The sequence below is a fragment of the Microbacterium gorillae genome (genome assembly GCF_000826185.2).
In the GTDB taxonomy this organism is placed as follows: Bacteria; Actinomycetota; Actinomycetes; order Actinomycetales; family Microbacteriaceae; genus Microbacterium; species Microbacterium gorillae.
The window spans coordinates 527,297-553,569 of record NZ_LN648873.1 but is presented as its reverse complement, the minus strand read 5'-3'; the positions used below and the strand labels follow the sequence as shown (position 1 = coordinate 553,569).

The window sequence follows — 26,273 nt, the reverse complement described above, 5'->3', positions numbered from 1 at the left end:
GTGGCGCCCCTGACAGTCTAGGCGCGCTGATCGCGTGCAAAGAGCAAGGCTCGAAGCGACATCCCGCCCCCGTCCACCTCGGCGGGGAACCGGAATGCCGGGACGGCTCAAACCGTTTGGGCCCATTGAGGAGAGTGTGACGCGAATGTCTGAAGTGCTCATCGACCGACCCGAGCTCGATGGTCTGGGGGTGTACGAGTTCGGCTGGCATGACGCCGACTCCGCCGGGGCCAGCGCGAAGCGTGGCCTGTCCGAGGCCGTGGTGCGCGACATCTCGGCGCTCAAGAGCGAACCGGAGTGGATGCTCAAGACCCGTCTGAAGGGTCTGTCGCTGTTCGGCCGCAAGCCGATGCCGACCTGGGGCGCCGATCTGTCCGAGATCGACTTCGACAACATCAAGTACTTCGTCCGCTCCACCGAGAAGCAGGCGCAGTCGTGGGAGGACCTCCCCGAGGACATCCGGAACACGTACGAGAAGCTCGGGATTCCGGAGGCGGAGCGTCAGCGGCTCGTCGCCGGTGTCGCCGCCCAGTACGAGTCCGAGGTCGTCTACCACCAGATCCGCGAGGACCTGGAGGAGCAGGGTGTCATCTTCATGGACACCGACACGGCGTTGCGCGAGCACCCCGAGTTCTTCCAGGAGTACTTCGGCACCGTGATTCCGGCCGGCGACAACAAGTTCGCCGCGCTGAACACCGCGGTCTGGTCCGGCGGCTCCTTCGTCTACGTCCCCAAGGGCGTCCACGTGGAGATCCCGCTGCAGGCGTACTTCCGCATCAACACCGAGAACATGGGCCAGTTCGAGCGGACCCTGATCATCGCCGACGAGGACAGCTACGTCCACTACATCGAGGGCTGCACCGCCCCGATCTACAAGTCGGACTCGCTGCACTCGGCCGTCGTCGAGATCATCGTGAAGAAGAACGCCCGCGTGCGTTACACGACGATCCAGAACTGGTCGAACAACGTCTACAACCTGGTCACCAAGCGTGCGGTCGCCGAGGCGGGCGCGACGATGGAGTGGGTGGACGGCAACATCGGTTCCAAGGTGACGATGAAGTACCCGTCGATCTACCTCACCGGTGAGCACGCCAAGGGTGAGACCCTGTCGGTCGCCTTCGCCGGTCCCGGTCAGCACCAGGACGCCGGCGCGAAGATGATCCACATGGCGCCGTACACGCAGTCCTCGATCGTGTCGAAGTCCATCGCCCGCGGTGGCGGACGCGCCGGTTACCGCGGCGAGGTCCGCGTGGATGCCAACGCGCACCACTCCGCCAACACCGTCCGTTGCGACGCGCTGCTGGTGGACACGATCTCCCGGTCGGACACGTATCCGGCCATCGACATCCGCGTCGACGACGTGCAGCTCGGCCACGAGGCCACGGTGTCCAAGGTCAGCGAGGAGCAGCTCTTCTATCTGATGAGCCGCGGCATGCCCGAGGACGAGGCGATGGCCATGATCGTGCGCGGCTTCATCGAGCCGATCGCACGTGAGCTGCCGATGGAGTACGCCCTCGAATTGAACAAGCTCATCGAGATGGGCATGGAAGGATCGGTCGGCTGAGATGACGACCCCGACAGAGGCGCCCGTCGTGGTGCCTGGCTCTCTCGCGCACTCGGACGGCCCGTTCGTCCCCGTGCAGACGCGCTCCGAGCGCCCCACCTCCTTCGACCCGGCCGAGCTGCCCATGCCGACCGGACGCGAGGTCAACTTCATGCACACGCCGGTGGACCGCCTGCGGGCTCTACTGACCGACGAGCCCGGCGACGACGGGGCGGTGCAGTACGAGCTGGACGGCGTCGAGGCACACCTGGGCGCCGAGCCGGTCGCGTCCGGGGATGAGTTCTTCCGGCCCGAAGACCGGATGGCCGCGATCGCCTACAAGCAGGCGCCCGGCGTCCTGCACTTGAGCATCGGTGCCGGCGAGGAGCTCTCCGAGCCCCTGACCCTCCCGATCACCGGGACCGGGGCCGACAAGCGCGCCTTCGGACACATCGTCATCGAAGCCGGCGAGAACGCTCGAGGCACGGTCGTGCTGGACCACAAGGGTTCCGCGCAGTACGCGCAGAACGTGGAGATCATCGCCCGGGACGGGTCCGACCTCACGGTCGTGTCGGTGCAGCGCTGGGATGAGGACGCGGTGCACGCCGCAGCCCACCAGGCGCGCGTGGACAAGGACGCCAAGCTCACGCACATCATCGCGAGCCTGTCCGGCGGTGTGGTGCGCGTGAACCCGAGCGTGCAGCTGGCCGGTTCCGGTGCCGAGAGCAAGATGTACGGCGTGTCCTTCGCCGACCCGGGCGAGCACCTGGAGAGCCAGGTCTACCTGCACCACAAGGGTGCGCACACGGTCGGCAACGTGCTCTACAAGAGCGCGTTGCAGGGCGAGACGGCCCGCACGGTGTGGGTCGGCGACGTGCTGATCGGCCCGGACGCCACCGCGACGGACTCCTACGAGGCCAACCGCAACCTGGTGCTCACCACCGGCGCGCGCGCCGACTCGATCCCGAACCTCGAGATCGAGACCGGAGACATCCTCGGTGCCGGGCACGCCTCGGCGACCGGACGCTTCGACGATGAGCAGCTGTTCTACCTGCAGGCCCGCGGCATCCCGGAGGAGGAAGCACGACGCCTCGTGGTCGTCGGATTCCTCGGTGAGATCGTCCAGAAGATCGGCATCGACTCGCTCGAGCAGGAGCTGTTCGACGCGATCCAGGTCGAGCTGGACCGGGGCGTGGCCTGATGGCCGCAACCCGCGCCTGCTCCGCCAGTGAGCTGGAGCAGGACGCCGCGCTGCGCGTCGTCATCGACGACGTGGCGATCTGCATCGTCAAGGACGGCGAGGGCGAGATCCACGCCATCGGCGACACCTGCACGCACGGCGACATCTCCCTGGCCGACGGCTTCGTCGAGGGCGATTCCATCGAGTGCTGGGCCCATGGCTCGGCCTTCTCCCTGCTCAGCGGCAAGCCGCTGAACCTCCCCGCTTACGAGCCCGTCCCGGTGTTCGCCGTCACGATCGACGGCGATGACGTGCTCATCGATCCCACCGTGAAGAAGGAAAGCAACTGATGTCTGTTCTCGAGATCCGCGACCTGCATGTGACCGTCGAGACCGAAGAGGGCACCACGCCCATCCTCAACGGTGTCTCGCTCACCATCAACACGAACGAGACCCACGCCATCATGGGTCCGAACGGCTCCGGCAAGTCGACCCTGGCGTACACGATCGCCGGTCACCCGAAGTACACCGTCACCTCCGGAACGATCACGCTCGACGGCGCGGACGTGCTGGAGATGACCGTGGACGAGCGCGCCCGGGCCGGCCTGTTCCTGGCCATGCAGTACCCGGTGGAGATCCCCGGTGTCACCGTGACGAACTTCCTGCGCACCGCCAAGACCGCCATCGACGGCGAGGCGCCGGCCATCCGCACCTGGACCAAGGACGTCAAGGGCGCGATGAAGGCCCTGCGCATGGACCCGAAGTTCGCCCAGCGCAACGTCAACGAGGGCTTCTCCGGGGGCGAGAAGAAGCGGCACGAGATCCTGCAGCTCGAACTGCTCCAGCCGAAGTTCGCGATCCTGGACGAGACCGACTCGGGCCTGGACGTGGACGCGCTCAAGGTCGTCTCCGAGGGCGTGAACCGCGCCAAGGAGGCCACCGGCATGGGAGTGCTGCTCATCACGCACTACACGCGCATCCTTCGCTACATCAAGCCGGACCACGTGCACGTGCTGGTCAAGGGGCAGGTCGCCGAGGAGGGCGGTCCGGAACTCGCCGATCGCCTGGAGGCCGAGGGATACGACCGTTTCCTCGGCGCCGACGAGATCATCGAAGCGTAGGCTCGTTACATGACTGTGACACTCACGCCGGAGAAGTACGACGAGGTCACTGAGGCGCTCAAGGACGTGATGGACCCTGAGCTCAACGTGAACGTCGTCGACCTCGGGCTCATCTACGACCTCAGCTGGGATGACGAGAACGATGCGCTCGTCATCCACATGACGCTGACCAGTGCCGGCTGCCCGCTCACCGACGTCCTCGAGGCGCAGACCGGCGAGGCGCTCGACGGTGTCGTGGACCAGTTCCGCATCAACTGGGTGTGGATGCCGCCGTGGGGTCCCGAGCGGATCACGGACGACGGGCGCGACATGATGCGCGCGCTCGGCTTCGCGATCTGACATGACGACGCCTCTCGACGCTCTCCCGGAGGACGTGCTGCGGCGGCGTGGCTCCACCAAGTGGGCGACTCACCCGGACGATGTGATCCCGCTGTTCGTGGCGGAGTCGGATTTCCCGTTGGCGCCGGCCATCACCGCCGCGCTGCGGGAGGCCGTCGAGATCGGCGACACCGGCTACACACCGCCGCGCCACGGACTGCAGGACGCCTACGTCGCTTTCGCGGCTCGCCGCCACGACTGGACGGTGGATCCGGCGCGCGTGCGCACCACCGCAGACGTCGTGATGGGGCTCGTGGAGCTGCTGCGCGGCGTGACGTCGCCGGGGGAGCGCGTGATCGTGACGCCCCCGGTGTATCCGCCCTTCTTCGATGCGGTCCCGGAAGCGGGCGCCGTGGTCGAGCTCGTCCCGCTCACCGCCACCGGCGAGCTGGATCTTCCGGGTATCGAGGCGGCCTTCGCGGCCGGCGCGACCGCGATGCTGCTGTGCAACCCGCAGAATCCGACCGGAACCGTGCACACCCGCGAAACGCTCGCCGAGCTCGCCACGATCGCGAAGCGTCACGGCGCTGCGATCATCAGCGATGAGATCCATGCACCGTTGGTGCGGGAGGGCGTGACGTTCACCCCGTTCCTGGACGCCTCCGCGGACGCCGCCGCGGTCGGCTACGCCGTCACCAGCGCGAGCAAGGCGTACAACCTCGCCGGCCTCAAGTGCGCGCTGATGATCACCGCGGACGAGCGCACGACGGAGGTCGTCGCGCAGCTGCCGATCGAAGTCGAGTGGCGCACCGGCTGGTTCGGTGCGCTTGCCGGGATCGCCGCGTACGACGAGGCCAGTGACGCCTGGTTGGATGCGCTGCGCGCCCGTCTGGATCGGAACCGCACGCTCATCGCCGAGCTCGTCGCCGAACACCTGCCGGGCGCCGTCTACCGCGTTCCGGATGCGGGATACCTCGCCTGGATCGACGTCTCCGCACTCGGCTGGGGGGACGATCCCGCCCCGATGATCCTGGAGCGGGCCCGCGTCGCGGTGAACCCCGGCCCGTCCTTCGGCGATGCCGGACGCGGCCACATCCGTGTGAATTTCGCGACCTCCGAGGAGCTGCTGCGGGAGGCGTTCGCCCGCATCGGCGCACTCGTGTGAGCGGGCCGGAGGCGCCGGCCGCCGGTGTCTGGTCACCGCCGTACGTCTGGACCACCGCGGGCGCTGTCGCCCTGATCTTCCTCGCCGCGTTCGAGTCGCTGGCGGTCACGACCGTGATGCCGGTGGTCAGCGAGGATCTCGACGGCGCGTCGCTGTACGCCGTGGCCTTCGCGGGCACCATGGCCAGCAGCATCATCGGCATGATCGTCGCGGGCATCTGGTGCGACCGCGCGCGCCCTCTGTGGCCGGTCGCCGTGTCCGTCGGCGTCTTCGTTCTCGGGCTCATCGTCGCCGGCCTGGCCGACACGATGCCGGTTCTGGTTCTCGGGCCTTCGTTCTCGGGCTCATCGTCGCCGGCCTGGCCGACACGATGCCGGTTCTGGTTCTCGGGCGCCTGGTGCAGGGGCTCGGGGCGGGCGGGCAGACCGTGGGGCTCTACGTCGTGGTCGCGCGCGCCTATCCCGGCGCGCTGCACGGTCGCGTGTTCGCGGCGTTCTCGGCGGCGTGGGTGGTGCCGTCGCTGATCGGCCCGTTCATCGCCGGCGTCGTCGCGGGCGCCCTGCACTGGCGGTGGGTGTTCCTCGGTGTCGCAGTCCTCACCGTCGCGGCGTTCGCGATGGTGGTCGGTCGGTTGCGCACCATCGGTGGGCCGAGTGAACCGGCGTCGGGAGCGGGTGTTCCCACGCGGATCGCGGTCGGTGTCATCGTCGCCGTGGCCGCCACACTGCTGAGCATGCTCGGCGACTGGGAGCTGCCGCGTCCGCTGCTCGTGACCATCGCTGTCGGACTCGTGGTGGTGATCGTGATCGCCGTGCGCCCCCTGCTCCCGCGCGGAACGCTCGTCTTGCGTCCAGGGGTGGCGAGCGTCGTGGCGACGCGTGCCCTCATCGCCGGCGGCATGCTCGGTGCCGAGATCTACATTCCGTACCTGCTGCGCGACGAGTACGGGTTCACGCCGACGATGGCCGGCCTCGGGCTCACCGGCGGTGCGCTGATGTGGTCAGCAGCATCTGAGGTGCAGGGCCGCGTCGGGGATCGGCTGGGCAATGCCCGCACCGCGGTCCTCGGCATCGGTGCCCTCACCCTGTCCATCGCTCTGGTCGCCGTGGTCGCGGTCCTGGCCGCGCCGCCCTGGCTCGTCGTGGTCGCGTGGACGATCGCCGGTGCCGGGATGGGGTTCGTCTACCCGCGGCTGTCCGTCCTGGGTCTGGCGTACTCCACCCCGCAGACGCAGGGTTTCGTTTCCTCGTCACTGACGATCGCCGACTCGCTCGGTACGGCGATGGTGATCGCGGTCTTCGGGCTGCTCACCGCGTTCGGCGGCGGGTTCGCTGCGGTCTTCGCATTCGCGACCGTCATCGCCGGACTGGCCCTCATCCCGGGCCTTCGCCTGGGCCACGCGCACGAGACCGGGGAGATCACCGCGGCCCCGTCCTCCGAGGAGAACGGGGCCGCGGGATGAAGCCTCAGAGCGAGGCGGGCACTCCGACGCGCTCGGTGGTCTGGATGAGGCTGGTCAGCACGGCCTCGATCTCCTGAGCGCGGCGCTCCAGGGGCGCGAAGCCCTCGTGGCCGAACTCCTGGAACAGCGCGAGCGCGACCGTGGAACGGATCGCGTAGATGTTGAAGTTCGCGAGGATCTGGCGCCACTGCTCGACGGCGCGCACACCGCCGTCCGCGCCGTAGGACACGAACGCGACGACCTTGTCGGTCCACTCCGGACCGAGCGAGTCGACGGCGTTCTTCAGCGCGCCGGGTACGCCGTGGTTGTACTCCGGAGTCACGAACACGTATGCGTCGAACGAGTCGATCTTCTCCGACCAGGCGGCGACTGCCGGGTTGTCGTACTGCTTGTTCATCATGGCGGGGAGCACCGCGCCGTCGAACAGCGGCAGATCGTAGTCCGCCAGCGCGACGAGCTCGAACTCGACGCCGTCGGAGGCGAGCGCGTCCGCGTGGTCCTTGACCCAGCGGGCGACGTGGGCGGAGTTGCGACCCTGGCGGATCGAGCCCGAGATGATTCCGATCTTCACGGAGTGACCTTTCTGCAAGCTTTCCGCGCCGTGACCGACGCGACCTGGACTCCAACGTACGTTCCGGGTTTCGTATTCCCCTGAATGTGAACTGGGCGAACGGGGAACCGGACCCGTGCGTCCCCGGCGCTGCGCGCGTACTCTGAGCATCACGTGGGGAAGGGGAGCCGATCATGGGGATGCGAGCGGTCCATGTGGCGATACCGGAAGCGTCTCTGGACGACCTCAATGAGGCCGACGATCTCGGGGAGGCGCTGGCCGACCTCGAGGAGAGCGACGCTGACACGTTCACGCTCGACAAGATCTGGGACGGCTTGCACTTCCTGATGACGGGCGTCTCGGCCGACTCGCCGATCGATGGCGACCCACTCAGCGAGGCGATCGTGGGCGTGCACGTCTTCGACGATGAATCCGACCTGTTCGCCGGCGCGACGGAGCCTGACGAGGTGGCACACATCGTCCGCGCGCTGCAGGCGGTGGACATCGATGCGCTCGTGGCGGCGGCGGACTTCAGCGCGTTCGCGGACGCCGAGCTGTATCCGAACATCTGGAGCGGTGACCCCACCGAGCTCCGCCACGAACTCGCCGAGGAGTTCTGCGGACTGAGGGACTTCTACGTCCGGGCGGCCGCGGGGGGCCTCGCCGTCGTGGTGAGCATCCTCTAGATCCCGGAAGGCGGGACCCCCGGCTGGACCACCCCTCGGACCAGGGCCGCCAAGCCGAGGGCGAACTCCGCGTCGGACGCCACCTGAACCGCGTTCGCGTCAGCGGTGACCGCACCGAGGCGCACGGCGTCCAGACGCTGCTGCAGCACCGTGGCATTGCCCAGGAGGAACTGGAGCACGGCCGCCGTGGCGAGATCCGCATCGCGAGCGGGGGAGTGCGCGGCGAACGCGCGCCGCAGGGCCGCCGAGGCCTCGCCGGCGCCGAACGTGAGTGCGTAGGTGCTCATGACCACCTCGGCCCCGTCACGGTGGGCCAGGACGGCGGTTCGAAGAGCTCGGGCGATGAGTGCCGGATCCTCGGGCACCGCGCTGGGTTTCGCCGCCGACACGATGCGTTCCGCGACCGCGGCCAGCAGGGCCTGCTTGTTCTCGAAGTGCCAGTACAGGGCGCTCGGCTGCACCCCGAGCTCACCGGCCAGGCGTCGCATCGTGAGATCCGGGAAGCCCCATTCATCGAGCAGGCGCAGCGCGACGGTGACGATGGTCTCGCGATCGATCCGGCCCGTGCGGAATTCGTGCGCGGGAGTCATCCTCCCAGTATAGTGAACGGCGTTCAGTGAACACTGTTCAGGAGGAATCCATGACACACGCACACCCGCTCGAGACCCGGGACATCGCCCGCGTCGCCGTCTTCGCCGCGGTGATCGCCGCACTCGGGCTGATCGGTCCCATTCCGGTGCCGGGCCTGGTGCCGATCACCGCGCAGACTCTGGGCGTCATGCTCGCCGGCCTCGTGCTCGGGGCACGCCGCGGAGCGCTGGCCGTCGCCGTCGTGCTCGTGCTCGCGGCGGTCGGACTGCCGGTGCTCTCGGGCGGACGCGGCGGGCTCGGCGTCTTCGTCGGTCCCACGGCGGGCTACCTCATCGGCTGGATCGCCGGAGCGTTCGTCGCCGGACTCATCGCGCACGCCGCCGGCCGTATCGCGCGCCCGTCCTGGTGGCGGGCGGGCCTCGGCGCCGTCATCGGGGGCATCGTGACGGTATACGCCTTCGGTCTTCCGGTGCAGGCCGTCATCACCGGGGTGAGCCTGCCGGAAGCGGCGCTGACCAGTCTCGTGTTCCTGCCGGGCGACCTGCTCAAAGCCGGGTTGGCGACAGCGCTCACGCTGGCACTCGCCCGCGCGTACCCGCCCGTGTTCGGCACCGCGGTCGCGGTGGGGGCACGGCCCACGCCCCTGCAATGAGCGGTATCCGCGCGGACGGGTTGTCCCTCGTGCTGAACGGGACACCGGTGCTGGCTGAGGTCACGGTCGCGACGGCTGCGCGACGCATCGCGATCATCGGCGAGAACGGTTCCGGCAAGAGCACGTTCGCTCGCGTCCTGGGCGGACTGGTCACGCCGACGAGCGGCGGCGCAACGGTGGACGGCGTCGACGTCGTCCGTGAGCGCCGGTCTCTGCGCCGCCGCGTGGGCATGGTGTTCTCCGATCCGGACGCGCAGATCCTCATGCCGACGCCGGGGGAGGACGTCGACCTCTCGCTGCGCGGTTCCGGTCTCAGCGGCCCCGAACGCCGCCGCCGGGTCGATGCCACTCTGGAGCGATTCGGTCTGCTGTCTCGGCGCGACGTGCCGGCGGCCGCGCTGTCCGGTGGGCAGAAGCAACTCCTGGCGCTCGCCGCCGTGCTCGTCCGCGAGCCAGCCGTCGTCATCGCGGATGAACCGACGACCCTCCTGGATCTGCGCAATGCGCGGCGGATGGCCGACCTCCTCGTGGACGGCCCGCTGCCGCGGGTGATCATCGTGACGCACGACCTGGCGCTGGCGCGGAGGTGCGAGGCGGTGCTCCGCTTCGACGCCGGCCGGCTGGTGTCCGTCGGCGACCCGGACGACGTCGTCGGAGCCTACGAACGGGCTGCGGCATGATCACCCTGTACCGCCCCGGACGCAGCCCCCTTCATCGTGTGCATGCGGCGGCGAAGCTCGCGGCCCTCGTGGTGCTCGCCGCATCGGTCTCGTTCTTCTCGACGGTTCTCGCCGGGCTCGCGGCACTGGGCGTCGTGCTGCTCGGCTGCATCGTCGCCCGGCTGGGCGCGCGGTTTCTCGCCCAGCAGGTGTGGGCGGCACGGTGGCCGGTGCTGATGATCGGTGTCTCACTGTGGTTCTTCGTCGCACCCGCCGACGCGGTCGTCGGGGCGCTGCGCATCCTGGCGCTGCTGCTGGCGGCCGCACTCGTGACCGCCACCACACCGATGGGCGACGTGCTCGGCGTGGTGACCCGTGTCGCGGGGCCGCTGCGCCGTTTCGGCGTCGACCCGCGCCGCGTGGCCCTGGTGCTGCAGCTCACGATCACGCTGATCCCGGTGATCGCGTCGTTCGCCCATCGCATTCGCGACGCGCAGACCTCGCGGGGAGTCCGCCCCGGCGTGCGCTTCGTCCTGCCGCTGCTGGTGATGTCGTTGCGGCACGCGGACGGCGTCGCCGACGCTCTCACCGCACGGGGAGTGGACTGATGCGCGGGTTCCCGGGCGGCGAACTGCACGGCGCCGCGGTGGACGCGCAGTCCCGTTGCGTCCATCACGCCGGTCCGACGGACGTGGTCGCGCTGCGTCTGCCGTGCTGTGGCCGCTGGTACGGCTGCGCCGCGTGCCATGACGCCGACGCCGACCACGCGCGACGGACGTGGCCGGCCGCGACGGGGGAGCCGGTGGCGTGCTGCGGCGCCTGCGGCCACCTGATGGACGCTGCCCGGTACCTCGCTGCCGAAGCGTGTCCGGAGTGTGCCCACCCGTTCAATCCGGGGTGCCGGGCGCACCACGATCGGTACTTCGGGTTTGTTCCCGGACAGACGCGATAGACTCGGAGGCTGGCCGTTCGGTCACTTCCACCTTCATCGTTAGGAATTCGCCGTGCTCGCCGTGCAGAACCTGGAGATCCGCGTCGGGGCCCGGCAGCTCATGGAGGGTGTCACCTTCCGCGTCGGTCCCGGCGACAAGATCGGGCTCGTCGGTCGCAACGGCGCCGGCAAGACCACCCTGACCAAGGTGCTCGCGGGCGATCTCATCCCCGCGGACGGCTCCGTGACTCGCAGTGGCGAACTCGGATACCTGCCGCAGGACCCGCGCACCGGTGACCCGGAGATGCTCGCTCGCACCCGCATTCTGGACGCCCGGGGACTCGGATCGCTCGCGCTCGGGATGCGCGAGGCGTCCCTGCTGATGGGCGATGACGACCCGAACGTCGCGGCGAAGGCGATGAAGCGCTACGGCAACCTCACCGAGCGCTTCGAAGGCCTCGGCGGTTACGCGGCGGAGGCGGAGGCGGCGTCCATCGCGCACAACCTGTCTCTGCCGGACCGGATCCTCGATCAGCCGCTGAAGACGCTCTCCGGTGGCCAGCGCCGGCGCATCGAGCTCGCGCGCATCCTGTTCTCGGATGCGGACACGATGATCCTCGACGAGCCGACGAACCACCTCGATGCGGACTCGGTGGTGTGGCTGCGCGAGTTCCTGAAGACGTACCGCGGTGGCCTGATCGTGATCAGCCACGACGTGGAACTGGTCGGTGAGACCGTGAACCGGGTGTTCTACCTGGACGCGAACCGCCAGGTCATCGACATCTACAACATGAACTGGAAGAACTACCTGCGCCAGCGGGTGGCCGACGAGGAGCGCCGGAAGAAGGAGCGCGTCAACGCCGAGAAGAAGGCGACCGCCCTCCAGCTGCAGGCCGCGCGCTTCGGCGCCAAGGCATCCAAGGCCGCGGCGGCGCATCAGATGGTCGCGCGCGCCGAGAAGCTCCTGAGCGGACTCGAGGACGTCCGTCAGGTCGACCGCGTCGCGAAGCTGCGCTTCCCGAAGCCGGCTCCGGTCGGCAAGACCCCGCTGATGGGCTCGGGCCTGTCCAAGTCCTACGGGTCCCTGGAGATCTTCACCGACGTGGACCTCGCGATCGACCGCGGCTCGAAGGTCGTCGTGCTCGGCCTCAACGGTGCCGGCAAGACCACGCTGCTGCGCATCCTCGCGGGTGTGGACGCCGCCGACACCGGCTCGATCGAGCCCGGTCACGGACTGAAGATCGGCTACTACGCGCAGGAACACGAGAACCTCGACGTCAACCGCTCCGTCCTGGAGAACATGATGTCCGCGGCTCCCGACATCAACGCCACGGACGCCCGGAAGGTCCTCGGGTCGTTCCTGTTCACCGGAGACGACGTGCTGAAGCCCGCGGGCGTGCTCTCCGGAGGCGAGAAGACCCGTCTCTCGCTGGCGACCCTCGTGGTCTCCAGCGCCAACGTGCTGATGCTCGACGAGCCCACGAACAACCTCGACCCGGCCTCCCGCGAGGAGATCCTGGACGCCCTCGCGCACTACGAGGGTGCGGTCATCCTCGTTTCGCACGACCCGGGTGCCGTCGCGGCGCTGAACCCGGAACGGGTGCTGATCCTGCCCGACGGCGTCGAGGACATCTGGAACCAGGAGTACCAGGAGCTCATCGAGCTCGCCTGAGGCCGGCGGCTCACCCGCGGCTCAACGCGCGGACGAGTCCAGCAGTGCGTCCTCGTCGTCCGCGTCCCGGTCCTTGCGCTTGGCCTTGACCCGCACCGTGGGCGTCTCGCCGGCGGCCAGTGCGGCAGCGTCCTCGGCGTCCTCCCGGCGATGCTTCCGCTCGGTCCGGATCATGTAGAAGATGAAGACGAACCCCATCACCGCGAACAGGATCCACTGGATCGCGTAGGACAGGTGCGGGCCGGGGTCGATCGTCGGCTCATCCAATGCCTGCGGGCGGTTCGCCGGCGCCGGGGACTCGGTCGCCATGAGCCCGTATGCCGAGGTCTCCACGGCCAGGCCCGTCTGCTCGCCGACCAGCGGCAGGTTGATCGTCGGAACCTGGCCCTTCGGAGCCGACGAGCGGCCGGACACCGGCAGGCCCTCACTCGGCCGCAGCCGCATTGTGACCGTCACCTCGCCGCTCGGGGCAGCGGGCACGGCGGACGGAACCGAGTCGTTGTCCGCGGGTGGCACCCAGCCCCGGTCCACCACGAAGATGCGCCCGTCATCGGTCTGGAACGGCACCAGCACCTCGAACGCACTCGTCCCGCCGAGCGGCCGGTTGCGAGCGAGCAACTGCGCATCCGTCAGATAGTGACCGGTGACCTCGACCCGCTGCCATTCGTCGGCCGCGCGGAATGCCCCGCCAACCGGGATCGCCTCGGCCAGCGGCACCGGCTTGGCGTCGTAGTTCGCCTCGATCAGGTGGTTCGCCTCGGCCCGCGTTTCATTGCGGGTGAACTGCCAGTCGGACAGGAACGCGCAGACGATCGCGAACACGATCGCGATCGCGACGTACAGCGTCCAACGGGCGGCGGTGTTCTTCGGCATTCAGGTGGCCTTCGTGGGGTGGGGCTCAACGCTCAGCGGGAACTCTCGAGCGGCGAGGAACTCGCGCAAGTAGTCGACGTGCTCGGTGCAGGCCAGCCAGGTCTTGCGGCGGTCGGGAGTGTGGATGCGGGGGTTCCGCCAGTGGATCTGCCAGTCGGCGGCAGCGCGGCAGCCGGCGCGCGAGCACTCGTCGGAGCCGACGGCGTCGCCGATCACGGCGTGTCCCCGTCGTGGTCGTCCTCTGCGGGGTCGAGGGACTGCGGGCTCTCGCTGAGCCGGATCACACCGGGGGACGCCGGCGTCGCCGGAGCGGAGGGAGCAGCGGTGATCGCCTGCTCGGGCGCCTCCGGACGAGGCTGCTCGCGGGCGTCCTCACCGACGTTGGCGAACACGACGGCGACGTAGGGCAGGAAGATCGCACCGGCGGCGAAGATCCACGTGTACCAGCCGTACGGCGTGACGGCCGCCATCAGGATGAAGCAGAGCGTGCGGATGCCCATCGTCAACCCGTAGCGCTTCAGGCGCGACAGCGCCTCGTCCTGCGGCGCACGCGGCAGGGACGTTGCGGACGGGGTGTGGGAACGGGCTTTCACGACACCTCAAGCCTACGACTCGCCGTGGCCGTCAGCGCCCATCCGCTCAGTGAGCATTCCGCCGCCGATAGGCTGGTTCGCGCACGTCCCGAGTCTGGAGGATCCATGAGCACTGACCGCGTCGTCCTGGTCACCGGAGGCAATCGCGGCATCGGCCGTTCCATCGCGGAGCGCTTCGTGCGCGACGGGTACAAGGTCGCTGTGACCGCGCGTTCCGGGGAGGGCCCGGAGGGCACGCTCACCGTCCGCGCCGACGTCACCGATGCTGCGGCCGTGGATGCCGCCTTCACCGAGGTGGAGGCCGCGCTCGGCCCGGTGGAGATCGTCGTGGCGAACGCCGGCATCACCAAGGACACGCTCCTGCTGCGCATGTCCGAAGAGGACTTCGACTCCGTCGTCGCCACCAACCTCGGCGGCACGTTCCGTGTCGTCAAGCGTGCGTCCAAGGGAATGCTGCGCAAGAAGTACGGCCGCGTGATCCTGATCTCCTCCGTGGTCGGACTGCTGGGTTCGGCCGGGCAGATCAACTACGCGGCGTCCAAGAGCGCGTTGGTCGGCTTTGCCCGCTCACTCACGCGTGAGCTGGGTTCGCGCAACATCACCGCCAACGTCGTCGCACCGGGCTTCATCGAGACGGACATGACCGCCGAACTGCCCGAGGAGACGCAGGCCGAGTACCTGCGGACGATTCCGGCGAACCGCTTCGCGCAGCCCGACGAGGTCGCCGGCGTCGTCGCCTGGCTCGCCTCGGACGATGCCGCCTACATCTCCGGCGCCGTCATCCCCGTCGACGGCGGCCTCGGCATGGGTCACTGACGCCCGAAACAACCACCAGCGCCCGACACCCTCGTGCATCGCATGGGTGTGTCGGGCGCTTCGTGGTGTTTCGGGAGCCGGGGATGTCGTCAGGCGCGGGGGAGCAGCGGAATCACGGCGGACAGGTCCACCGGGCCGACCACGAGGTCGGCGTCCGCGCGGACCTTCGGTTTCGCGTTGAAGGCCAATCCCAGCGTTGCCGCCGACATCATCTGCAGGTCGTTCGCACCGTCGCCGATGGCGATCGTCACGGACGCGTCGCGCTCGGCGGCCCACGTCCGCAACCACGACGCCTTGGCCGCCGCATCGACGATGTCGCCTTCGACCTCGCCGCTCAGGGCCTCGTCGGCGACAGCCAGGCGGTTGGCTCGCCACACGTCCACGCCGAGACGGGGTGCGATGACGTCGAGGACCTCGTGGAAGCCGCCGGAGACGACGCCCACCGTTCCGCCGCGTTCATGCACGGCGTCGATGAGGTCGGTGACACCGGGAGTCGGCTCGATCCGCTCCAGCACGCGTGCGAACGCGGACACCGGCACGCCGCGCAGAGCCGCCACGCGCGAGCGCAGACTCGCGGCGAAGTCCACCTCTCCGCGCATCGCCGCCTCCGTGGCGGCGGCGACCTCGGCGCCTCGACCGGCCTCATCGGCGATCAGCTCGATCACTTCGTTGCGGATGAGGGTGGAATCAGCATCGAGCACGACGAGGAAACGAGTCACGCCCCGAGCCTACTGGCCGCGGGGCGTGACCTCGGACGGGTCCGAGGCGCTCAGCGCGGGACGAGGATGCCCTTGCCGACGACGGTGATGCCGGACTCGGTGACGGTGAACCCGCGAGCCAGATCCTTCTCCCGATCGACGCCGACGGTGGCGCCCTCTTCGAGCACCACGTCCTTGTCCAGGATCGCGTGATGCACCCGAGCGCCCGCGCCGACCTGGACACGGTCGAACAGCACCGAGTCGGTGATCGTCGACCCTCCGGCGGCGAGCGTCCACGGTCCCACCACGGAACGTTCCAGGTGGGTTCCGGACAGGACGGAGCCGAGCGAGACGATCGAGTCGATCGCATTGCCGATGCGCCCCACACCGTCTCGGACGAACTTCGCCGGCGGCGAGTTCACCGACTGCGAGTAGATCGGCCAGTCGCTGTTGTACAGGTTGAAGATCGGCAGCGTCGCGATCAGGTCCTTATGCGCGTCGAAGAACGAATCGATCGTTCCCACGTCCCGCCAGTACCAGCGATCACGCGGGGTGGACCCGGGAACCTCATTGCGCACCATGTCGTACACGCCCGCTTCGCCGCGCTCGACGAAGTAGGGGATGATGTCCCCGCCCATGTCGTGGGCGGACGTGGTGGACTCGCCGTCGCCGCGAACCGCCTCGATGAGCGCATCCGCGTCGAAGATGTAGTTGCCCATCGACGCGAGGACTTCGCCGGGGGAGTCGGCGAGCCCGGTGGCGTCGGTCGGCTTCTCCAGGAACTCCCGGATGCGCTCCGGCGATTCCGGCTCGACGTCGATGACGCCGAACTGGTTGGCCATCGCGATCGGCTGACGGATGCCGGCGACGGTCGCCCGGGCACCGGATTCGATGTGGGCCTCGAGCATCTGCCGGAAGTCCATGCGGTACACGTGATCGGCGCCGATCACGATGACGATGTCCGGCTTCTCGTCGTTGATCAGGTTCAAGCTCTGCAGGATGGCGTCCGCGGAGCCGGAGAACCAGCGCTTGCCGAGACGCTGCTGAGCCGGAACGGACGCGACGTAGGAGTTCAGCAGCGCCGACATCCGCCAGGTCTGCGAGATGTGCCGGTCAAGACTGTGGGACTTGTACTGCGTCAGCACGACGATCTGTCTGAGACCCGAGTTGATCAGGTTCGAGATGGCGAAATCGATCAGGCGGTACTGGCCGCCGAAGGGAACAGCCGGTTTCGCGCGGTCGGCGGTGAGCGGCATCAACCGCTTGCCCTCCCCACCCGCGAGAACGATCCCCAAGACCTTCGGTGCTGCTGGCATGGTCCCAACCTAGGGGACGATCGCGACGGTGTACTAGCGTTGCGTCCATGCGCGTCGACATCGTCACGAAGGAATACCCGCCGGCGATCTACGGGGGTGCCGGTGTGCATGCCGCCGAGCTGGTCAAGGCGCTGCGCGCGGACGGCACGGAGGTCCAGGTGCGAGCGTTCGGCGCACCGCGGGACGAGGCGGACACCAGTGCATACGACGTCCCCGTCGAACTCGACGGAGCCAACCCCGCCATCCAGACCCTCGGCATCGACCTGGAGATCGTGGGGGACGTCGCCGGTGCCGACGTCGTGCACTCGCACACCTGGTACGCCGGTTTCGCGGGTCACGTCGCGGGCCTTCTCCACGGAATTCCGCACATCGTCACCGCGCACAGCCTGGAGCCCCTGCGGCCGTGGAAGGCCGAGCAGCTCGGCGGCGGCTACGCGGTGTCGAGCTTCATCGAGCGCACGGCCTTCACCGGTGCCGCGGCGGTCGTCGCGGTGAGCGACGGGATGCGCCGAGACATCCTGCGGTGCTATCCGGAGCTGGACCCGGCGAAGGTGCGCGTGATCTACAACGGCATCGACGTGGAGCAGTGGCACCCGGTCGAGGACGACGCCGTCCTGGAGCGCTACGGCATCGACCCGGCGCGCCCCTCGGTCGTCTTCGTCGGAAGGATCACGCGTCAGAAGGGCCTGCCGTACCTCCTCCGCGCTGCCCACGCGCTGCCCGCCGACGTGCAGCTCGTGCTCTGCGCGGGCGCCCCGGACACCCCCGAGATCATGGACGAGGTCCGTGGACTCGTCGCCGAGCTGCGCGAGAGCCGCGATGGGGTGGTGTGGATCGAGGACATGCTGCCGCGCCACGAGCTGTGCGCCATCCTCACCTCCGCGACGACGTTCGTCTGCCCGTCCGTGTACGAGCCGCTCGGGATCGTCAACCTTGAGGCGATGGCCTGCGGCGCGGCCGTGGTCGGCACCGCCACCGGCGGCATCCCCGAGGTGGTCCAGGACGGCGTGACCGGACGATTGGTGCCCATCGAGCAGGTGCAGGACGGCACCGGCACTCCGGTGGATCCGGAACGCTACGTGGCCGATCTCGCCGCCGTCCTCACCGAGGTCGTCTCGGATCCGGAACGTGCGCGCAGCATGGGCCAGGCCGGGCGTCGGCGGGCGACGGAGCGGTTCAGCTGGGCGCAGATCGCGACCGAGACGACGGCCCTCTACCAGGACGTCCTCGCCGCGTCGCGCTGAGGCCGACACGGCGTGCGGGCGCAGGGAGCACGCGGCGTGGGCCGATAGGGTGGAAGCATGTCCCGCGTTCTCGATTTCCGTGACGTTGTCGTGCGTCGCAACGGCCGTCACATCGTCGACGAGTTCACCTGGTCCGTCGATGACGACCAGCGCTGGGTCGTCATCGGCCCGAACGGCGCCGGCAAGACCAGCGTGCTGCGCATCGCGGCGACGCTGGACTACCCGACCAGCGGCAGCGTGAACGTCCTGGATGAGAGCCTGGGCCGCACCGACGTGTTCGAGCTGCGCCCCCGGATCGGGTTCGCGTCCACCGCGATGGCGCGCCGGATCCCCGCCGACGAGACCGTCCGCGACGTCGTGATGACGGCCGCGTACGCCGTGATGGGGCGATGGAACGAGGCCTACGAGTCGCTCGACGAGCGCCGCGCACAGCGCGTGCTGGCGGAGTGGAAGCTCGATGCCCTCGCGGATCGCCTCTTCGGCACGCTCTCCGACGGCGAGCAGAAGCGAGTCCAGATCGCGCGTGCCGTCATGACCGACCCGGAGATCCTGCTGCTGGACGAGCCGACCGCCAGCCTCGACCTCGGCGCGCGCGAGGAGCTGCTGCAACTGCTCAGCGGGTACGCGCTGGAGCCGGGCACGCCGGCGATGGTCATGGTCACGCACCATGTCGAGGAGATCCCGGTCGGGTTCACCCACGTGCTGCTGCTGAGCGATGGCAAGGTCGTCGCCCAGGGACCGATCGAGGACAACCTCACGGAGGAGACCCTCACCGAGACGTTCGGGATGCCGATCCGCTTGACCAAGGACGACGGACGGTATGCCGCGCGCGCTGTCTGACCCGAGCGTCTGATAGAATCGCTCTTTGGTGCACGTCACCCGCAGACTTTTTTCCTGAGAACAACAACTCCCGCAAGGACAACCCATGAAGACTGACATCCACCCCGACTACCAGGCCGTCGTGTTCCGCGACCTCGGCTCGGGCGAGACCTTCCTCACCCGCTCCACCGTCACCTCTGACAAGACGATCGAGCTCGATGGTGTGGAGTACCCGGTGATCGACGTCGAGATCTCCTCGGCTTCGCACCCGTTCTACACGGGCAAGCAGCGCATCATGGACTCGGCCGGTCGCGTCGAGAAGTTCAACCAGCGCTTCAAGAACTTCGGCAAGTAAGCCGACACGGAAAGGGCCCCGCATCGCGGGGCCCTTTCTCGTTCCCGGTCAGCGTTCGATCGCACGCGCGATGAGCTCGCCGAGCCGCTCCGGGACGGAGAACTGCGGCCAGTGACCGGAGCCGATCTTGGTCACCTGCGCGTCCGCGATGGCGCGATACTCCTCGCCGTACGGTCCCCACCCATCGATCTGGGCGTCGAACTCCTCCGGTTCCATCCCGCCCATCAGCAACCGCACCGGGACACCGAACCGGGCGTCCGACGCCAAAGCGATCGGGTCGGTGGGAATGCGCGCCGGCACACTGAGGGACAGCGGAGCGGTGCGCTCGCGCGTCGCCTCGTCGAGGTCGGCGACGTCGTCGTCGGGGAAGAAGTCCCAGCCGGGGAACGGGATGACACCGTCCACGACCTCGAACTCGCTGATCGCCCCGCCCGGGTGGGGCGGCACGGAGTCGACGAGGATCACCTTCGCGACCTTTTCCGGCCGCTGAGCCGCCGCCGCCCAGGCGACGTTGCCGCCACCGGAGTGCCCGACGACCGCGACCGGCTCCTCGAACGTGTCGATCTCGGCCACGACGGCATCGATCCAGTCGGCGATGCCCAGCTCGCTCGACTCCGCCGCGGACGCCCCCACGCCCGGCAGAGTCACCGGATGCGGGCGATGTCCGAACGAACGCAGCACCGGCAGAACAGCGTCCCATGACGCGCCATCGAGCCAGAGGCCCGGAATGAGGATCACATCCATGGGCGCACGCTAGCACCGACCGCCGACACCGATCGTCGGATCCGGGAATAGCCCCACCCGCGGACACGCTGAACCGATGCATGAGAACTCATCGCGCAGCATGCCAGACCGCCATCGGCGGACCGGAATTCCTCGAGATCATCGACCGACCCGTCCCCGAGCCCGGTGGCGGCGAGGTGCGCGTTCGCGTCGTCGCAGCGGGGCTCAACCCCGTGGACTGGAAGGTCGCCGCATCGGAGCAGCTGTCGGCGCGGTTCGGCGTTCCGGTACCCGGCGGCTACGGCAACGACCTGGCGGGGGTCATCGACGCCGTGGGTGCGGATGTCGAGGGGTTCGCCGTCGGCGACCGCGTGGTGGGTGAAGCCCGCGGCGCGGCTGTCGCCGACGACGCGGTGGTGCGCGCCCGTACCCTCGTGCCCGTCCCCGATGGGGTCTCGCTCGCGGCTGCGTCGACGCTGCCGATCGCCGCGCGCACAGCGGACGCGGCGATTCGTCACCTCAACCTCACCGCTGAGGATACGGTTCTCATCGGTGGCGCGGCCGGAGGCGTCGGCCTGTTGGCCGTCCAATTCGCGCGCGCGACCGGCGCCACGGTCATCGCCACCGCTTCGGCGTCCAATCACGACGTCCTGCGCGACCTGGGCGCCCTCCCTGTCGACTATCACGGCGACCTCGTCAAGAACATCCGCGCTGTGACGGACCGCCCGGTCACCGCGGCCACGGACCTGCAGGGCGTCACGACGTTGACGGCGGCGCTCGAGCTGGGCGTCGCGCCGGAGCGGATCACGACGATCGCCGCGTCGGACGTGCCGAACGGCGTGCGCGCCACCGGTGGGAACGAGAGCGCACCGGGAACGGTGGCGCGCGCGCTCGCCGAGATCGCCGAGGGGCGCCTGACCGTTGAGATCACCGGCGTGTACCCGCTGGAGCAACTGCCCGACGCCGTCGCGCGTCTGAGTGAGGGGCACGTCCGCGGCAAGCTCGTGATCCAGCTCAGCCAGGACGACCCGGTCCCGTCCGCGACCGACACCGCTCGTACAATCGAGGGATGACCTCGCCGTATGCCGCCCAGCTGTCGCGCCTCCCGGTCCGGCGGGCCGAGGTGAGCGCGGCCGGCGGCACCACGGCCTACTGGGTGTACGGGCCCGAGGACGCCGCCACCACGATCGTGGTGGTGCACGGTTTCCGCGGCACGCACCACGGACTGGAGCCGGTGTTCGCGCAGTTGCCCCACGTTCGTTTCATCGCACCTGACCTGCCGGGTTTCGGCGAGACGCCGCCCCTGCCGAACCGGACGCATGACCTGACCGCCTACGTGGACTGGTTGGACGCCTTCGCCGGCGCGGTGGCGCCGGGCGCCGTCATCCTGGGACACTCGTTCGGCTCGATCGTCGCCGCCGCAGCGGTGGCCGGGGGACTGCCCACGCCGCGTCTGATCCTGATCAACCCGATCGGCGCACCGGCCCTGGAGGGGCCCCGTGGCATCATGACGCGGCTGGCGGTGTTCTACTACTGGGCCGGCGCACGCCTGCCCCGGCGCATCGGCACCTGGCTGCTGCGCAGCCGCGTCATCGTCCGCGTGATGAGCATCACGATGGCCAAGACCACGGATCGCGCGCTGCGCGAGTTCATCCACGATCAGCACGACCGGCACTTCTCGGAGTTCGCGGACCGATCACAGCTGCACGACGCATTCGTCACGTCCGTGTCCCATGACGTGCGAGCGTCCGCACCGCGCATCACGGTCCCGACCCTCCTGGTGGCCGCGCAGAAGGATGACATCACGCCCATCGAGGCGGAGCGCGTGCTCGTGACGATGTTCCCTGATGCCCGGTTGGTGGAGATCCCCGACGTCGGGCACCTCATTCATTACGAGACGCCGCAGGCGGCGGCCGCCGCGATCACGGAGTTCCTGGACTGAGATGGATCAGAGATCGCGGCGCGCGATCTCCATCAGTCCGCCGATGCGGAACGGAATGACCTCGCCCATCACCAGGGACGTCTCGGTCCGTTCCACACCCTCGATCGCCAGGATCCGAGCATCCGTGTCGAACAGGTGACGCGCGTCTCGGCACGCGACGCGCACCAGCAGATCCACCTGTCCGCTGAGTCCGTGCGCCTGCACCACCTCCGGAATACGGGCGATCTCCGCGATGATGCGGGGGAGGTCACTCTGCCGCAGACCCACGCTGATCACGGCCTCCAGCGGAAAGCCGAATGCGGACGGAGCGAGGGCACGCTCAAAGGAGAGGAAGACGCCCGCCTTCTCCAGCCGCGCCATCCGCGCCTGCACGGTGTTGCGGGACAGACCGAGTCGCTCGGCCAACGCGACCACGGTGGCGCGCGGCTCAGCGGCGAGCGCGGTCAGGAGGTCGAGATCGGTCCGATCGAGGGGCGTCATAGTGCGCAAGATTAGCAGGCCATCGACCGGTGACTGAACGCATAGTGCTCAGTGTGACGGAGGATGCTTGAGCGTCCTGACGAGCGCGTCTACGCTCGGAAGCAATCCGGCGAAGGTGCCGGTCGACGCTGGAGCCCCACAAGGGCGAACGCTTCAGGAGGCCTGACGATGGTGTACACCCTCACCCCCGCGGACGACACGGATGAGCGACTTGACGATGTCGCGCGCCTGATCCGCCCCGACGGCACACGCGTGTCCGATCCCCTGCTGGATGCCTGGGTCGCGGACGTGTCCGTCACCGAACTTCGCGGGCTGTATCGGGACATGGTCCTGCAGCGCCGCATCGACACCGAGGGCTTCTCCCTGCAGCGCCAGGGACAGCTCGGCCTCTGGGCTCCGAGCCTCGGACAGGAGGCCGCCCAGATCGGCACCGCCCGAGCCCTGCGCCCGAGCGATTTCGTGTTCCCCAGCTACCGCGAGATCGGCGTGGTCCGCACGCGGGGCGCCACCATCGAAGACATCGCGAACACGTGGCGCGGCGAGAAGAACTCGTCCTACGACCCGTATGCGATCAACACCGCGACCATGCAGATCATCATCGGCGCGCAGTCGTTGCACGCGGTCGGCTACGCCATGGGCATCCGTCGCGACGGTGCGGACGACATCGCCGTGGCGTACTTCGGTGACGGCGCGACGAGCCAGGGAGATGTGAACGAGGCGATGGTCTTCGCCGCCTCCTACAACGCTCCGGTCGTGTTCGTGTGCCAGAACAACCAGTGGGCGATCTCCGAGCCCGTCGGTGTGCAGGCTTCCGCGCCGATCGCCGGCCGGGCACCCGGCTTCGGCCTGGCCGCCATGCGCGTGGACGGCAACGACGTCCTCGCGTGCCTCGCCGCGATGCGCTGGGCCGCCGATCACGCCCGCACCGAGGGGCCGGTGTTCCTCGAAGCGGTGACCTACCGGATGGGCCCGCACACCACCTCCGACGATCCCACCCGCTACCGCGACGCGGACGAGCTGGAGGACTGGCGCCGCAAGGACCCGATCGACCGCCTCGCCGCTCACCTGCGGGACATCGATCCGGAATTCGACGCATTCGCCGCGACCGTGGCCCTGGACTCCGATGAGGTCGGGGCCCAGATGCGCGGCGCCGTGCTGAACATGAAGCCCCGCGGGGCGATGGAGGTCTTCGACCACGTCTACGCCGAACCGCACAGTGGTCTCGAGCGTCAGAAGGCCGAATTCGCCGCCTACCTCGCCGGCTTCGAGACGGAGGCGTGAGATGACGATGATGACCATGGGCTCCGCCCTGAACACCGCACTGCACGAGAGCATGCAGCGGGACGAGAAGGTCCTGGTGATGGGTGAGGACGTCGGCCGCCTGGGCGGCGTGTTCCGCATCACCGACGGTCTGCTGGACACGTTCGGTCCGGACCGAGTGCTGGATTCACCGCTGGCCGAGGCCGGCATCATGGGCACCGCGGTCGGGCTGGCCTTCCGTGGGTATCGCCCGGTGGTCGAGATCCAGTTCGACGGGTTCATGTACCCGGCGTTCGACCAGATCGTCTGCCAGGTCGCCAAGCTGCACTACCGCACGCTCGGCGCGGTGAAGATGCCGATCACGATCCGCATTCCGTGGGCCGGGGGAGTGGGGGCCGCCGAGCACCACTCCGAATCTCCCGAGGCCTACTTCGTGCACACCTCCGGATTGCGTGTGGTCGCGGTATCGAACCCGCAGGACGCGTACACCGTGCTGCAGCAGGCGATCGCGTCCGACGATCCGGTCGTCTTCCTCGAGCCCAAGCGTCTGTACCACACCAAGGGTGAGGTCGATACGACCAACCTCGCCGACGCCCCGCCGATGGGACTCGCGCGCGTCGCCCGTCCCGGCACCGATGTCACGCTGGTGACCTACGGCGCCCAGGTGAAGACCGCGCTGGATGCCGCCACCGCAGCCGAGGATGAGGGCGTGTCCATCGAGGTCATCGACCTGCGTTCGCTCTCGCCGGTGGACTACCCGACGATCGATGCGTCGGTCCGGCGCACCGGTCGCCTCGTCGTGACGCATGAGGCCGCCCGGGAGGCGGGCGTCGCAGCGGAGATCATCGCGAGCGTGACCGAGCGCGACTTCGAGTACCTCGAATCCGCCCCGGTGCGCGTCACCGGACACGACATCCCGTACCCGCCGTCGAAGCTGGAGAAGTTCCACATCCCGGACCTCGATCGCATCCTGGACGGCGTGGACCGCGCGCTCGGTCGCCCCAACAGTCTCTCGGGGGTGCAGCTGTGAGCACCGATTTCCACCTGCCGGACCTCGGCGAAGGTCTTCCCGAAGCCGAACTCATCCAGTGGTACGTCGCCGTCGGGGACACCGTGACGGTGAACCAGCCGATCGCGGAGGTCGAGACGGCGAAGGCCGTCGTGGACCTGCCCTCACCGCACGCCGGCGTCGTCACGGCGCTGCACGGCGAAGCCGGATCAACGGTCGAGGTCGGGTCCGTCCTGATCACGTTCGACACCGGAGAGGACCCGACACCCGCCGCGGAGGCGCCGACCGCCGTCGCCGAGGAGGAGGAAGTGGTGCCGCCGAACCTCGTCGGCTACGGCGCCGCCCCGACCTCACGCTCCCGGCCCGCCCGAGGCGCGGGGGGGAGGCCGGTCGGGGCCCGGCCCCCCCCGCCCGCCGGCGCCGTCCCGGCGCGGCACGGCGAGGCCGGACCAGCGGGGGGGGCGGGGCCCGTCCTGACCCCGTCCGACCCCGGAGAGGCCCCGACCCCCGCCGCGGAGGCGCCGACCGCCGTCGCCGAGGAGGAGGAAGTGGTGCCGCCGAACCTCGTCGGCTACGGCGCCGCCCCGACCTCACGCTCCCGGCCCGCCCGACGCGCTCGCGCGCACGCCGCCCCGGCTGCCTCGGCGCCCGCCCCCGCAGCGGTCGCCGTCGCTCCGGTGCCGGCACCGACGCCGGTCCAGGGCGACCGGCCGCGGTCCACGCCCCCGGTGCGCAAGCTGGCCCGCGATCTCGGCATCGACCTGGCGTCGCTGACCGGCACCGGACCGGACGGTCTGATCACGCGCGAGGACGTCCACGCCGCTCAGGAGCATGCGTTCGCCGAACCCGTGACCGCGTCCGTGCCCGCACCGGTCAGCAGTGACACCCCCGCTCGCGGCGAGTCCCGCACGCCGATCAAGGGTGTGCGCAAGGCGACGGCTGCGGCCATGGTCTCGAGCGCATTCACGGCGCCGCACGTCACCACCTTCCACACGGTGGACGTCACCGCGACCACCGAACTCGTGGCGCGGCTGCGGGCGGATCGCACGCTCGCGGAACGCCGTATCGGCGTGTTCGCGGTCGTCGCCAAGGCCGCGTGCCTCGCGCTGCGCCGCAACCCGACGTTGAACTCCCGTTGGGATGAGGCGGCGGCGGAGATCGTGCAGCCGGACTACGTGCACCTCGGGATCGCCGCCGCAACCCCGCGGGGCCTCGTCGTGCCCAACATCCGCGACGCGGACCTGCTGAACCTCGGTGATCTGTCCGACCGCATCCGCGACCTCGCTGAGACCGCACGTGCCGGTCGGACGACGCCGGCCGCGATGAGCGGAGGGACGTTCTCACTGTCGAACATCGGCACGTTCGGGATCGAGGCCGGCACCCCGATCATCAACCCCGGGGAAGCGGCGATCATGGCCGTCGGCGCGGTGCAGAAGCGGCCGTGGGAGCACCAGGGTGAGATCGCGTTGCGGGATGTGATGACGCTCAGCCTGTCCTTCGACCATCGCCTGGTGGACGGGGAGCAGGGTGCGCGCTTCCTCGTCGACGTGGCCGCGGTGCTGTCCGATCCCGGCCGGGCGATGCTGTTCTCGTGACTCCGGACGAGCACTCCGCCG

The 26,273-nt window shown here is 69.2% G+C and carries 31 protein-coding genes and 1 pseudogene; 23 read left to right on the top strand and 9 right to left on the bottom strand.

The window, feature by feature from the left end:
- The first annotated feature begins 145 nt into the window (after positions 1 to 145).
- From sufB to BN1193_RS05575, 8 genes and pseudogenes are all read left to right on the top strand, one after another.
- Positions 146 to 1,564, top strand: a complete 1,419-nt coding sequence (gene sufB / locus BN1193_RS05605; protein ID WP_040164509.1) for a Fe-S cluster assembly protein SufB — start codon at positions 146 to 148, stop codon at positions 1,562 to 1,564.
- A 1-nt stretch (position 1,565) separates the two neighbouring features.
- Positions 1,566 to 2,744 (top strand): Fe-S cluster assembly protein SufD, encoded by a 1,179-nt coding sequence (gene sufD / locus BN1193_RS05600; RefSeq protein WP_040164507.1) that lies wholly within the window; start codon positions 1,566 to 1,568, stop codon positions 2,742 to 2,744.
- Positions 2,744 to 3,073 carry a non-heme iron oxygenase ferredoxin subunit gene (locus BN1193_RS05595; RefSeq protein WP_040164505.1) on the top strand — a complete coding sequence of 110 codons (330 nt, stop codon included), beginning with the start codon at positions 2,744 to 2,746 and terminating at the stop codon, positions 3,071 to 3,073. The genes sufD and BN1193_RS05595 overlap by 1 nt, the downstream gene beginning before the upstream one ends.
- Positions 3,073 to 3,843 carry a Fe-S cluster assembly ATPase SufC gene (gene sufC, locus BN1193_RS05590; protein WP_040164503.1) on the top strand — a complete coding sequence of 257 codons (771 nt, stop codon included), beginning with the start codon at positions 3,073 to 3,075 and terminating at the stop codon, positions 3,841 to 3,843. The genes BN1193_RS05595 and sufC overlap by 1 nt, the downstream gene beginning before the upstream one ends.
- Before the next feature lie 9 nt (positions 3,844 to 3,852).
- Positions 3,853 to 4,182, top strand: a complete 330-nt coding sequence (locus BN1193_RS05585; RefSeq protein WP_040164502.1) for a metal-sulfur cluster assembly factor — start codon at positions 3,853 to 3,855, stop codon at positions 4,180 to 4,182.
- A gap of 1 nt (position 4,183) precedes the next feature.
- Entirely contained in the window at positions 4,184 to 5,326 is a 1,143-nt protein-coding gene (locus BN1193_RS05580; RefSeq protein ID WP_040164500.1) for a MalY/PatB family protein, read from the top strand.
- Positions 5,323 to 5,610: pseudogene (locus BN1193_RS18470) on the top strand (MFS transporter); the annotation flags it as partial. The gene BN1193_RS05580 and the pseudogene BN1193_RS18470, both read left to right, overlap by 4 nt.
- 86 nt (positions 5,611 to 5,696) lie before the next feature.
- The gene (locus BN1193_RS05575; RefSeq protein WP_230206415.1) at positions 5,697 to 6,788 is read left to right on the top strand and encodes an MFS transporter; all 1,092 of its coding nucleotides are present in this window, start codon (positions 5,697 to 5,699) and stop codon (positions 6,786 to 6,788) included.
- 4 nt (positions 6,789 to 6,792) lie between these two features.
- Here the strand turns inward: BN1193_RS05575 and BN1193_RS05570 are convergent, their stop codons facing one another.
- Positions 6,793 to 7,359 (bottom strand): NADPH-dependent FMN reductase, encoded by a 567-nt coding sequence (locus BN1193_RS05570; protein WP_040164498.1) that lies wholly within the window; start codon positions 7,357 to 7,359, stop codon positions 6,793 to 6,795.
- A gap of 173 nt (positions 7,360 to 7,532) precedes the next feature.
- On the opposite strand from BN1193_RS05570, the gene BN1193_RS05565 reads away from it, so the two are divergent.
- Positions 7,533 to 8,024, top strand: coding sequence for a YfbM family protein (locus BN1193_RS05565; protein WP_040164496.1), 492 nt, complete (start codon positions 7,533 to 7,535; stop codon positions 8,022 to 8,024).
- Here the strand turns inward: BN1193_RS05565 and BN1193_RS05560 are convergent.
- Positions 8,021 to 8,614 (bottom strand): TetR family transcriptional regulator, encoded by a 594-nt coding sequence (locus BN1193_RS05560; protein WP_052460455.1) that lies wholly within the window; start codon positions 8,612 to 8,614, stop codon positions 8,021 to 8,023. The genes BN1193_RS05565 and BN1193_RS05560 overlap by 4 nt on opposite strands.
- A gap of 50 nt (positions 8,615 to 8,664) precedes the next feature.
- On the opposite strand from BN1193_RS05560, the gene BN1193_RS05555 reads away from it, so the two are divergent.
- Genes BN1193_RS05555 through BN1193_RS05535 form a run of 5 tightly spaced genes read left to right on the top strand, consistent with a single transcriptional unit; the run spans position 8,665 to position 12,529 of the window.
- On the top strand, positions 8,665 to 9,267 hold the full coding sequence (locus BN1193_RS05555; protein ID WP_040164495.1) for a biotin transporter BioY: 603 nt from the start codon (positions 8,665 to 8,667) through the stop codon (positions 9,265 to 9,267).
- Positions 9,264 to 9,947: an energy-coupling factor ABC transporter ATP-binding protein gene (locus BN1193_RS05550; protein ID WP_040164494.1), complete on the top strand. Its 684-nt coding sequence runs from the start codon at positions 9,264 to 9,266 to the stop codon at positions 9,945 to 9,947. Before BN1193_RS05555 ends, BN1193_RS05550 begins: the two co-directional genes overlap by 4 nt.
- On the top strand, positions 9,944 to 10,534 hold the full coding sequence (locus BN1193_RS05545) for an energy-coupling factor transporter transmembrane component T family protein (RefSeq protein ID WP_040164493.1): 591 nt from the start codon (positions 9,944 to 9,946) through the stop codon (positions 10,532 to 10,534). Before BN1193_RS05550 ends, BN1193_RS05545 begins: the two co-directional genes overlap by 4 nt.
- Positions 10,534 to 10,878: a CHY zinc finger protein gene (locus BN1193_RS05540; protein ID WP_094770285.1), complete on the top strand. Its 345-nt coding sequence runs from the start codon at positions 10,534 to 10,536 to the stop codon at positions 10,876 to 10,878. The genes BN1193_RS05545 and BN1193_RS05540 overlap by 1 nt, the downstream gene beginning before the upstream one ends.
- Before the next feature lie 52 nt (positions 10,879 to 10,930).
- The gene (locus tag BN1193_RS05535; protein ID WP_040164491.1) at positions 10,931 to 12,529 is read left to right on the top strand and encodes an ABC-F family ATP-binding cassette domain-containing protein; all 1,599 of its coding nucleotides are present in this window, start codon (positions 10,931 to 10,933) and stop codon (positions 12,527 to 12,529) included.
- 21 nt (positions 12,530 to 12,550) lie between these two features.
- Here BN1193_RS05535 and BN1193_RS05530 read toward each other — a convergent pair whose 3' ends face one another.
- The 3 genes from BN1193_RS05530 to BN1193_RS05520 are packed head-to-tail and all read right to left on the bottom strand — an operon-like array spanning position 12,551 to position 13,995.
- On the bottom strand, positions 12,551 to 13,402 hold the full coding sequence (locus BN1193_RS05530; RefSeq protein ID WP_040164490.1) for an SURF1 family cytochrome oxidase biogenesis protein: 852 nt from the start codon (positions 13,400 to 13,402) through the stop codon (positions 12,551 to 12,553).
- A complete protein-coding gene (locus tag BN1193_RS05525) occupies positions 13,403 to 13,618 on the bottom strand; it encodes a hypothetical protein (protein WP_040164489.1) in 216 nt (71 codons plus the stop codon). It lies immediately after the preceding gene.
- Positions 13,615 to 13,995, bottom strand: a complete 381-nt coding sequence (locus tag BN1193_RS05520; RefSeq protein ID WP_040164488.1) for a DUF3099 domain-containing protein — start codon at positions 13,993 to 13,995, stop codon at positions 13,615 to 13,617. Before BN1193_RS05520 ends, BN1193_RS05525 begins: the two co-directional genes overlap by 4 nt.
- 105 nt (positions 13,996 to 14,100) lie before the next feature.
- Here BN1193_RS05520 and fabG point away from each other — a divergent pair, with 105 nt between their 5' ends.
- Positions 14,101 to 14,811 carry a 3-oxoacyl-ACP reductase FabG gene (gene fabG / locus BN1193_RS05515; RefSeq protein WP_040164487.1) on the top strand — a complete coding sequence of 237 codons (711 nt, stop codon included), beginning with the start codon at positions 14,101 to 14,103 and terminating at the stop codon, positions 14,809 to 14,811.
- An 89-nt stretch (positions 14,812 to 14,900) separates the two neighbouring features.
- Here the strand turns inward: fabG and serB are convergent, their stop codons facing one another.
- A complete protein-coding gene (serB, locus tag BN1193_RS05510) occupies positions 14,901 to 15,530 on the bottom strand; it encodes a phosphoserine phosphatase SerB (protein ID WP_040164486.1) in 630 nt (209 codons plus the stop codon).
- 50 nt (positions 15,531 to 15,580) lie between these two features.
- On the bottom strand, positions 15,581 to 16,825 hold the full coding sequence (locus BN1193_RS05505) for a glucose-1-phosphate adenylyltransferase (protein WP_040164485.1): 1,245 nt from the start codon (positions 16,823 to 16,825) through the stop codon (positions 15,581 to 15,583).
- 47 nt (positions 16,826 to 16,872) lie between these two features.
- Between BN1193_RS05505 and glgA the strand changes: the two genes are divergently transcribed.
- The 3 genes from glgA (at position 16,873) to BN1193_RS05490 (ending at position 19,243) form a co-directional block, all read left to right on the top strand.
- Positions 16,873 to 18,069, top strand: coding sequence for a glycogen synthase (gene glgA, locus BN1193_RS05500; protein WP_040164484.1), 1,197 nt, complete (start codon positions 16,873 to 16,875; stop codon positions 18,067 to 18,069).
- Between the two features lie 57 nt (positions 18,070 to 18,126).
- Complete coding sequence (locus tag BN1193_RS05495) at positions 18,127 to 18,909, top strand: ABC transporter ATP-binding protein (protein ID WP_040164483.1); 783 nt, start codon at positions 18,127 to 18,129, stop codon at positions 18,907 to 18,909.
- A gap of 85 nt (positions 18,910 to 18,994) precedes the next feature.
- A complete protein-coding gene (locus BN1193_RS05490) occupies positions 18,995 to 19,243 on the top strand; it encodes a type B 50S ribosomal protein L31 (protein WP_040164482.1) in 249 nt (82 codons plus the stop codon).
- 48 nt (positions 19,244 to 19,291) lie between these two features.
- Here the strand turns inward: BN1193_RS05490 and BN1193_RS05485 are convergent, their stop codons facing one another.
- The gene (locus tag BN1193_RS05485) at positions 19,292 to 19,987 is read right to left on the bottom strand and encodes an alpha/beta fold hydrolase (RefSeq protein ID WP_040164481.1); all 696 of its coding nucleotides are present in this window, start codon (positions 19,985 to 19,987) and stop codon (positions 19,292 to 19,294) included.
- Between the two features lie 80 nt (positions 19,988 to 20,067).
- Between BN1193_RS05485 and BN1193_RS05480 the strand changes: the two genes are divergently transcribed.
- A complete protein-coding gene (locus BN1193_RS05480; protein ID WP_052460454.1) occupies positions 20,068 to 21,039 on the top strand; it encodes an NADP-dependent oxidoreductase in 972 nt (323 codons plus the stop codon).
- On the top strand, positions 21,036 to 21,908 hold the full coding sequence (locus tag BN1193_RS05475; RefSeq protein WP_040164480.1) for an alpha/beta fold hydrolase: 873 nt from the start codon (positions 21,036 to 21,038) through the stop codon (positions 21,906 to 21,908). Before BN1193_RS05480 ends, BN1193_RS05475 begins: the two co-directional genes overlap by 4 nt.
- Before the next feature lie 6 nt (positions 21,909 to 21,914).
- Here the strand turns inward: BN1193_RS05475 and BN1193_RS05470 are convergent, their stop codons facing one another.
- Entirely contained in the window at positions 21,915 to 22,388 is a 474-nt protein-coding gene (locus tag BN1193_RS05470; protein ID WP_040164479.1) for an Lrp/AsnC family transcriptional regulator, read from the bottom strand.
- Between the two features lie 168 nt (positions 22,389 to 22,556).
- On the opposite strand from BN1193_RS05470, the gene BN1193_RS05465 reads away from it, so the two are divergent.
- Genes BN1193_RS05465 through BN1193_RS05455 form a run of 3 tightly spaced genes read left to right on the top strand, consistent with a single transcriptional unit; the run spans position 22,557 to position 26,252 of the window.
- Positions 22,557 to 23,669: a thiamine pyrophosphate-dependent dehydrogenase E1 component subunit alpha gene (locus BN1193_RS05465; RefSeq protein ID WP_040164478.1), complete on the top strand. Its 1,113-nt coding sequence runs from the start codon at positions 22,557 to 22,559 to the stop codon at positions 23,667 to 23,669.
- Between the two features lies 1 nt (position 23,670).
- The gene (locus BN1193_RS05460; protein WP_040164477.1) at positions 23,671 to 24,678 is read left to right on the top strand and encodes an alpha-ketoacid dehydrogenase subunit beta; all 1,008 of its coding nucleotides are present in this window, start codon (positions 23,671 to 23,673) and stop codon (positions 24,676 to 24,678) included.
- The gene (locus BN1193_RS05455) at positions 24,675 to 26,252 is read left to right on the top strand and encodes a dihydrolipoamide acetyltransferase family protein (RefSeq protein WP_040164476.1); all 1,578 of its coding nucleotides are present in this window, start codon (positions 24,675 to 24,677) and stop codon (positions 26,250 to 26,252) included. Before BN1193_RS05460 ends, BN1193_RS05455 begins: the two co-directional genes overlap by 4 nt.
- Positions 26,253 to 26,273: the final 21 nt, after the last annotated feature.

Bases quoted from the DNA above. Each gene is read 5' to 3' on its own strand.
- BN1193_RS05470 (WP_040164479.1), bottom strand. From the start codon at position 22,388: ATGACGCCCCTCGATCGGACCGATCTCGACCTCCTGACCGCGCTCGCC.
- BN1193_RS05550 (WP_040164494.1), top strand. From the start codon at position 9,264: ATGAGCGGTATCCGCGCGGACGGGTTGTCCCTCGTGCTGAACGGGACA.
- BN1193_RS05575 (WP_230206415.1), top strand. From the start codon at position 5,697: ATGCCGGTTCTGGTTCTCGGGCGCCTGGTGCAGGGGCTCGGGGCGGGC.
- BN1193_RS05545 (WP_040164493.1), top strand. From the start codon at position 9,944: ATGATCACCCTGTACCGCCCCGGACGCAGCCCCCTTCATCGTGTGCAT.
- BN1193_RS05475 (WP_040164480.1), top strand. From the start codon at position 21,036: ATGACCTCGCCGTATGCCGCCCAGCTGTCGCGCCTCCCGGTCCGGCGG.
- BN1193_RS05530 (WP_040164490.1), bottom strand. From the start codon at position 13,402: ATGCCGAAGAACACCGCCGCCCGTTGGACGCTGTACGTCGCGATCGCG.
- BN1193_RS05505 (WP_040164485.1), bottom strand. From the start codon at position 16,825: ATGCCAGCAGCACCGAAGGTCTTGGGGATCGTTCTCGCGGGTGGGGAG.
- fabG (WP_040164487.1), top strand. From the start codon at position 14,101: ATGAGCACTGACCGCGTCGTCCTGGTCACCGGAGGCAATCGCGGCATC.
- BN1193_RS05540 (WP_094770285.1), top strand. From the start codon at position 10,534: ATGCGCGGGTTCCCGGGCGGCGAACTGCACGGCGCCGCGGTGGACGCG.
- BN1193_RS05480 (WP_052460454.1), top strand. From the start codon at position 20,068: ATGAGAACTCATCGCGCAGCATGCCAGACCGCCATCGGCGGACCGGAA.
- BN1193_RS05555 (WP_040164495.1), top strand. From the start codon at position 8,665: ATGACACACGCACACCCGCTCGAGACCCGGGACATCGCCCGCGTCGCC.
- glgA (WP_040164484.1), top strand. From the start codon at position 16,873: ATGCGCGTCGACATCGTCACGAAGGAATACCCGCCGGCGATCTACGGG.
- BN1193_RS05485 (WP_040164481.1), bottom strand. From the start codon at position 19,987: ATGGATGTGATCCTCATTCCGGGCCTCTGGCTCGATGGCGCGTCATGG.
- BN1193_RS05560 (WP_052460455.1), bottom strand. From the start codon at position 8,614: ATGACTCCCGCGCACGAATTCCGCACGGGCCGGATCGATCGCGAGACC.
- sufD (WP_040164507.1), top strand. From the start codon at position 1,566: ATGACGACCCCGACAGAGGCGCCCGTCGTGGTGCCTGGCTCTCTCGCG.
- BN1193_RS05495 (WP_040164483.1), top strand. From the start codon at position 18,127: ATGTCCCGCGTTCTCGATTTCCGTGACGTTGTCGTGCGTCGCAACGGC.
- BN1193_RS05585 (WP_040164502.1), top strand. From the start codon at position 3,853: ATGACTGTGACACTCACGCCGGAGAAGTACGACGAGGTCACTGAGGCG.
- sufC (WP_040164503.1), top strand. From the start codon at position 3,073: ATGTCTGTTCTCGAGATCCGCGACCTGCATGTGACCGTCGAGACCGAA.
- BN1193_RS05595 (WP_040164505.1), top strand. From the start codon at position 2,744: ATGGCCGCAACCCGCGCCTGCTCCGCCAGTGAGCTGGAGCAGGACGCC.
- BN1193_RS05460 (WP_040164477.1), top strand. From the start codon at position 23,671: ATGACGATGATGACCATGGGCTCCGCCCTGAACACCGCACTGCACGAG.
- BN1193_RS05490 (WP_040164482.1), top strand. From the start codon at position 18,995: ATGAAGACTGACATCCACCCCGACTACCAGGCCGTCGTGTTCCGCGAC.
- BN1193_RS05580 (WP_040164500.1), top strand. From the start codon at position 4,184: ATGACGACGCCTCTCGACGCTCTCCCGGAGGACGTGCTGCGGCGGCGT.
- sufB (WP_040164509.1), top strand. From the start codon at position 146: ATGTCTGAAGTGCTCATCGACCGACCCGAGCTCGATGGTCTGGGGGTG.
- BN1193_RS05565 (WP_040164496.1), top strand. From the start codon at position 7,533: ATGGGGATGCGAGCGGTCCATGTGGCGATACCGGAAGCGTCTCTGGAC.
- BN1193_RS05465 (WP_040164478.1), top strand. From the start codon at position 22,557: ATGGTGTACACCCTCACCCCCGCGGACGACACGGATGAGCGACTTGAC.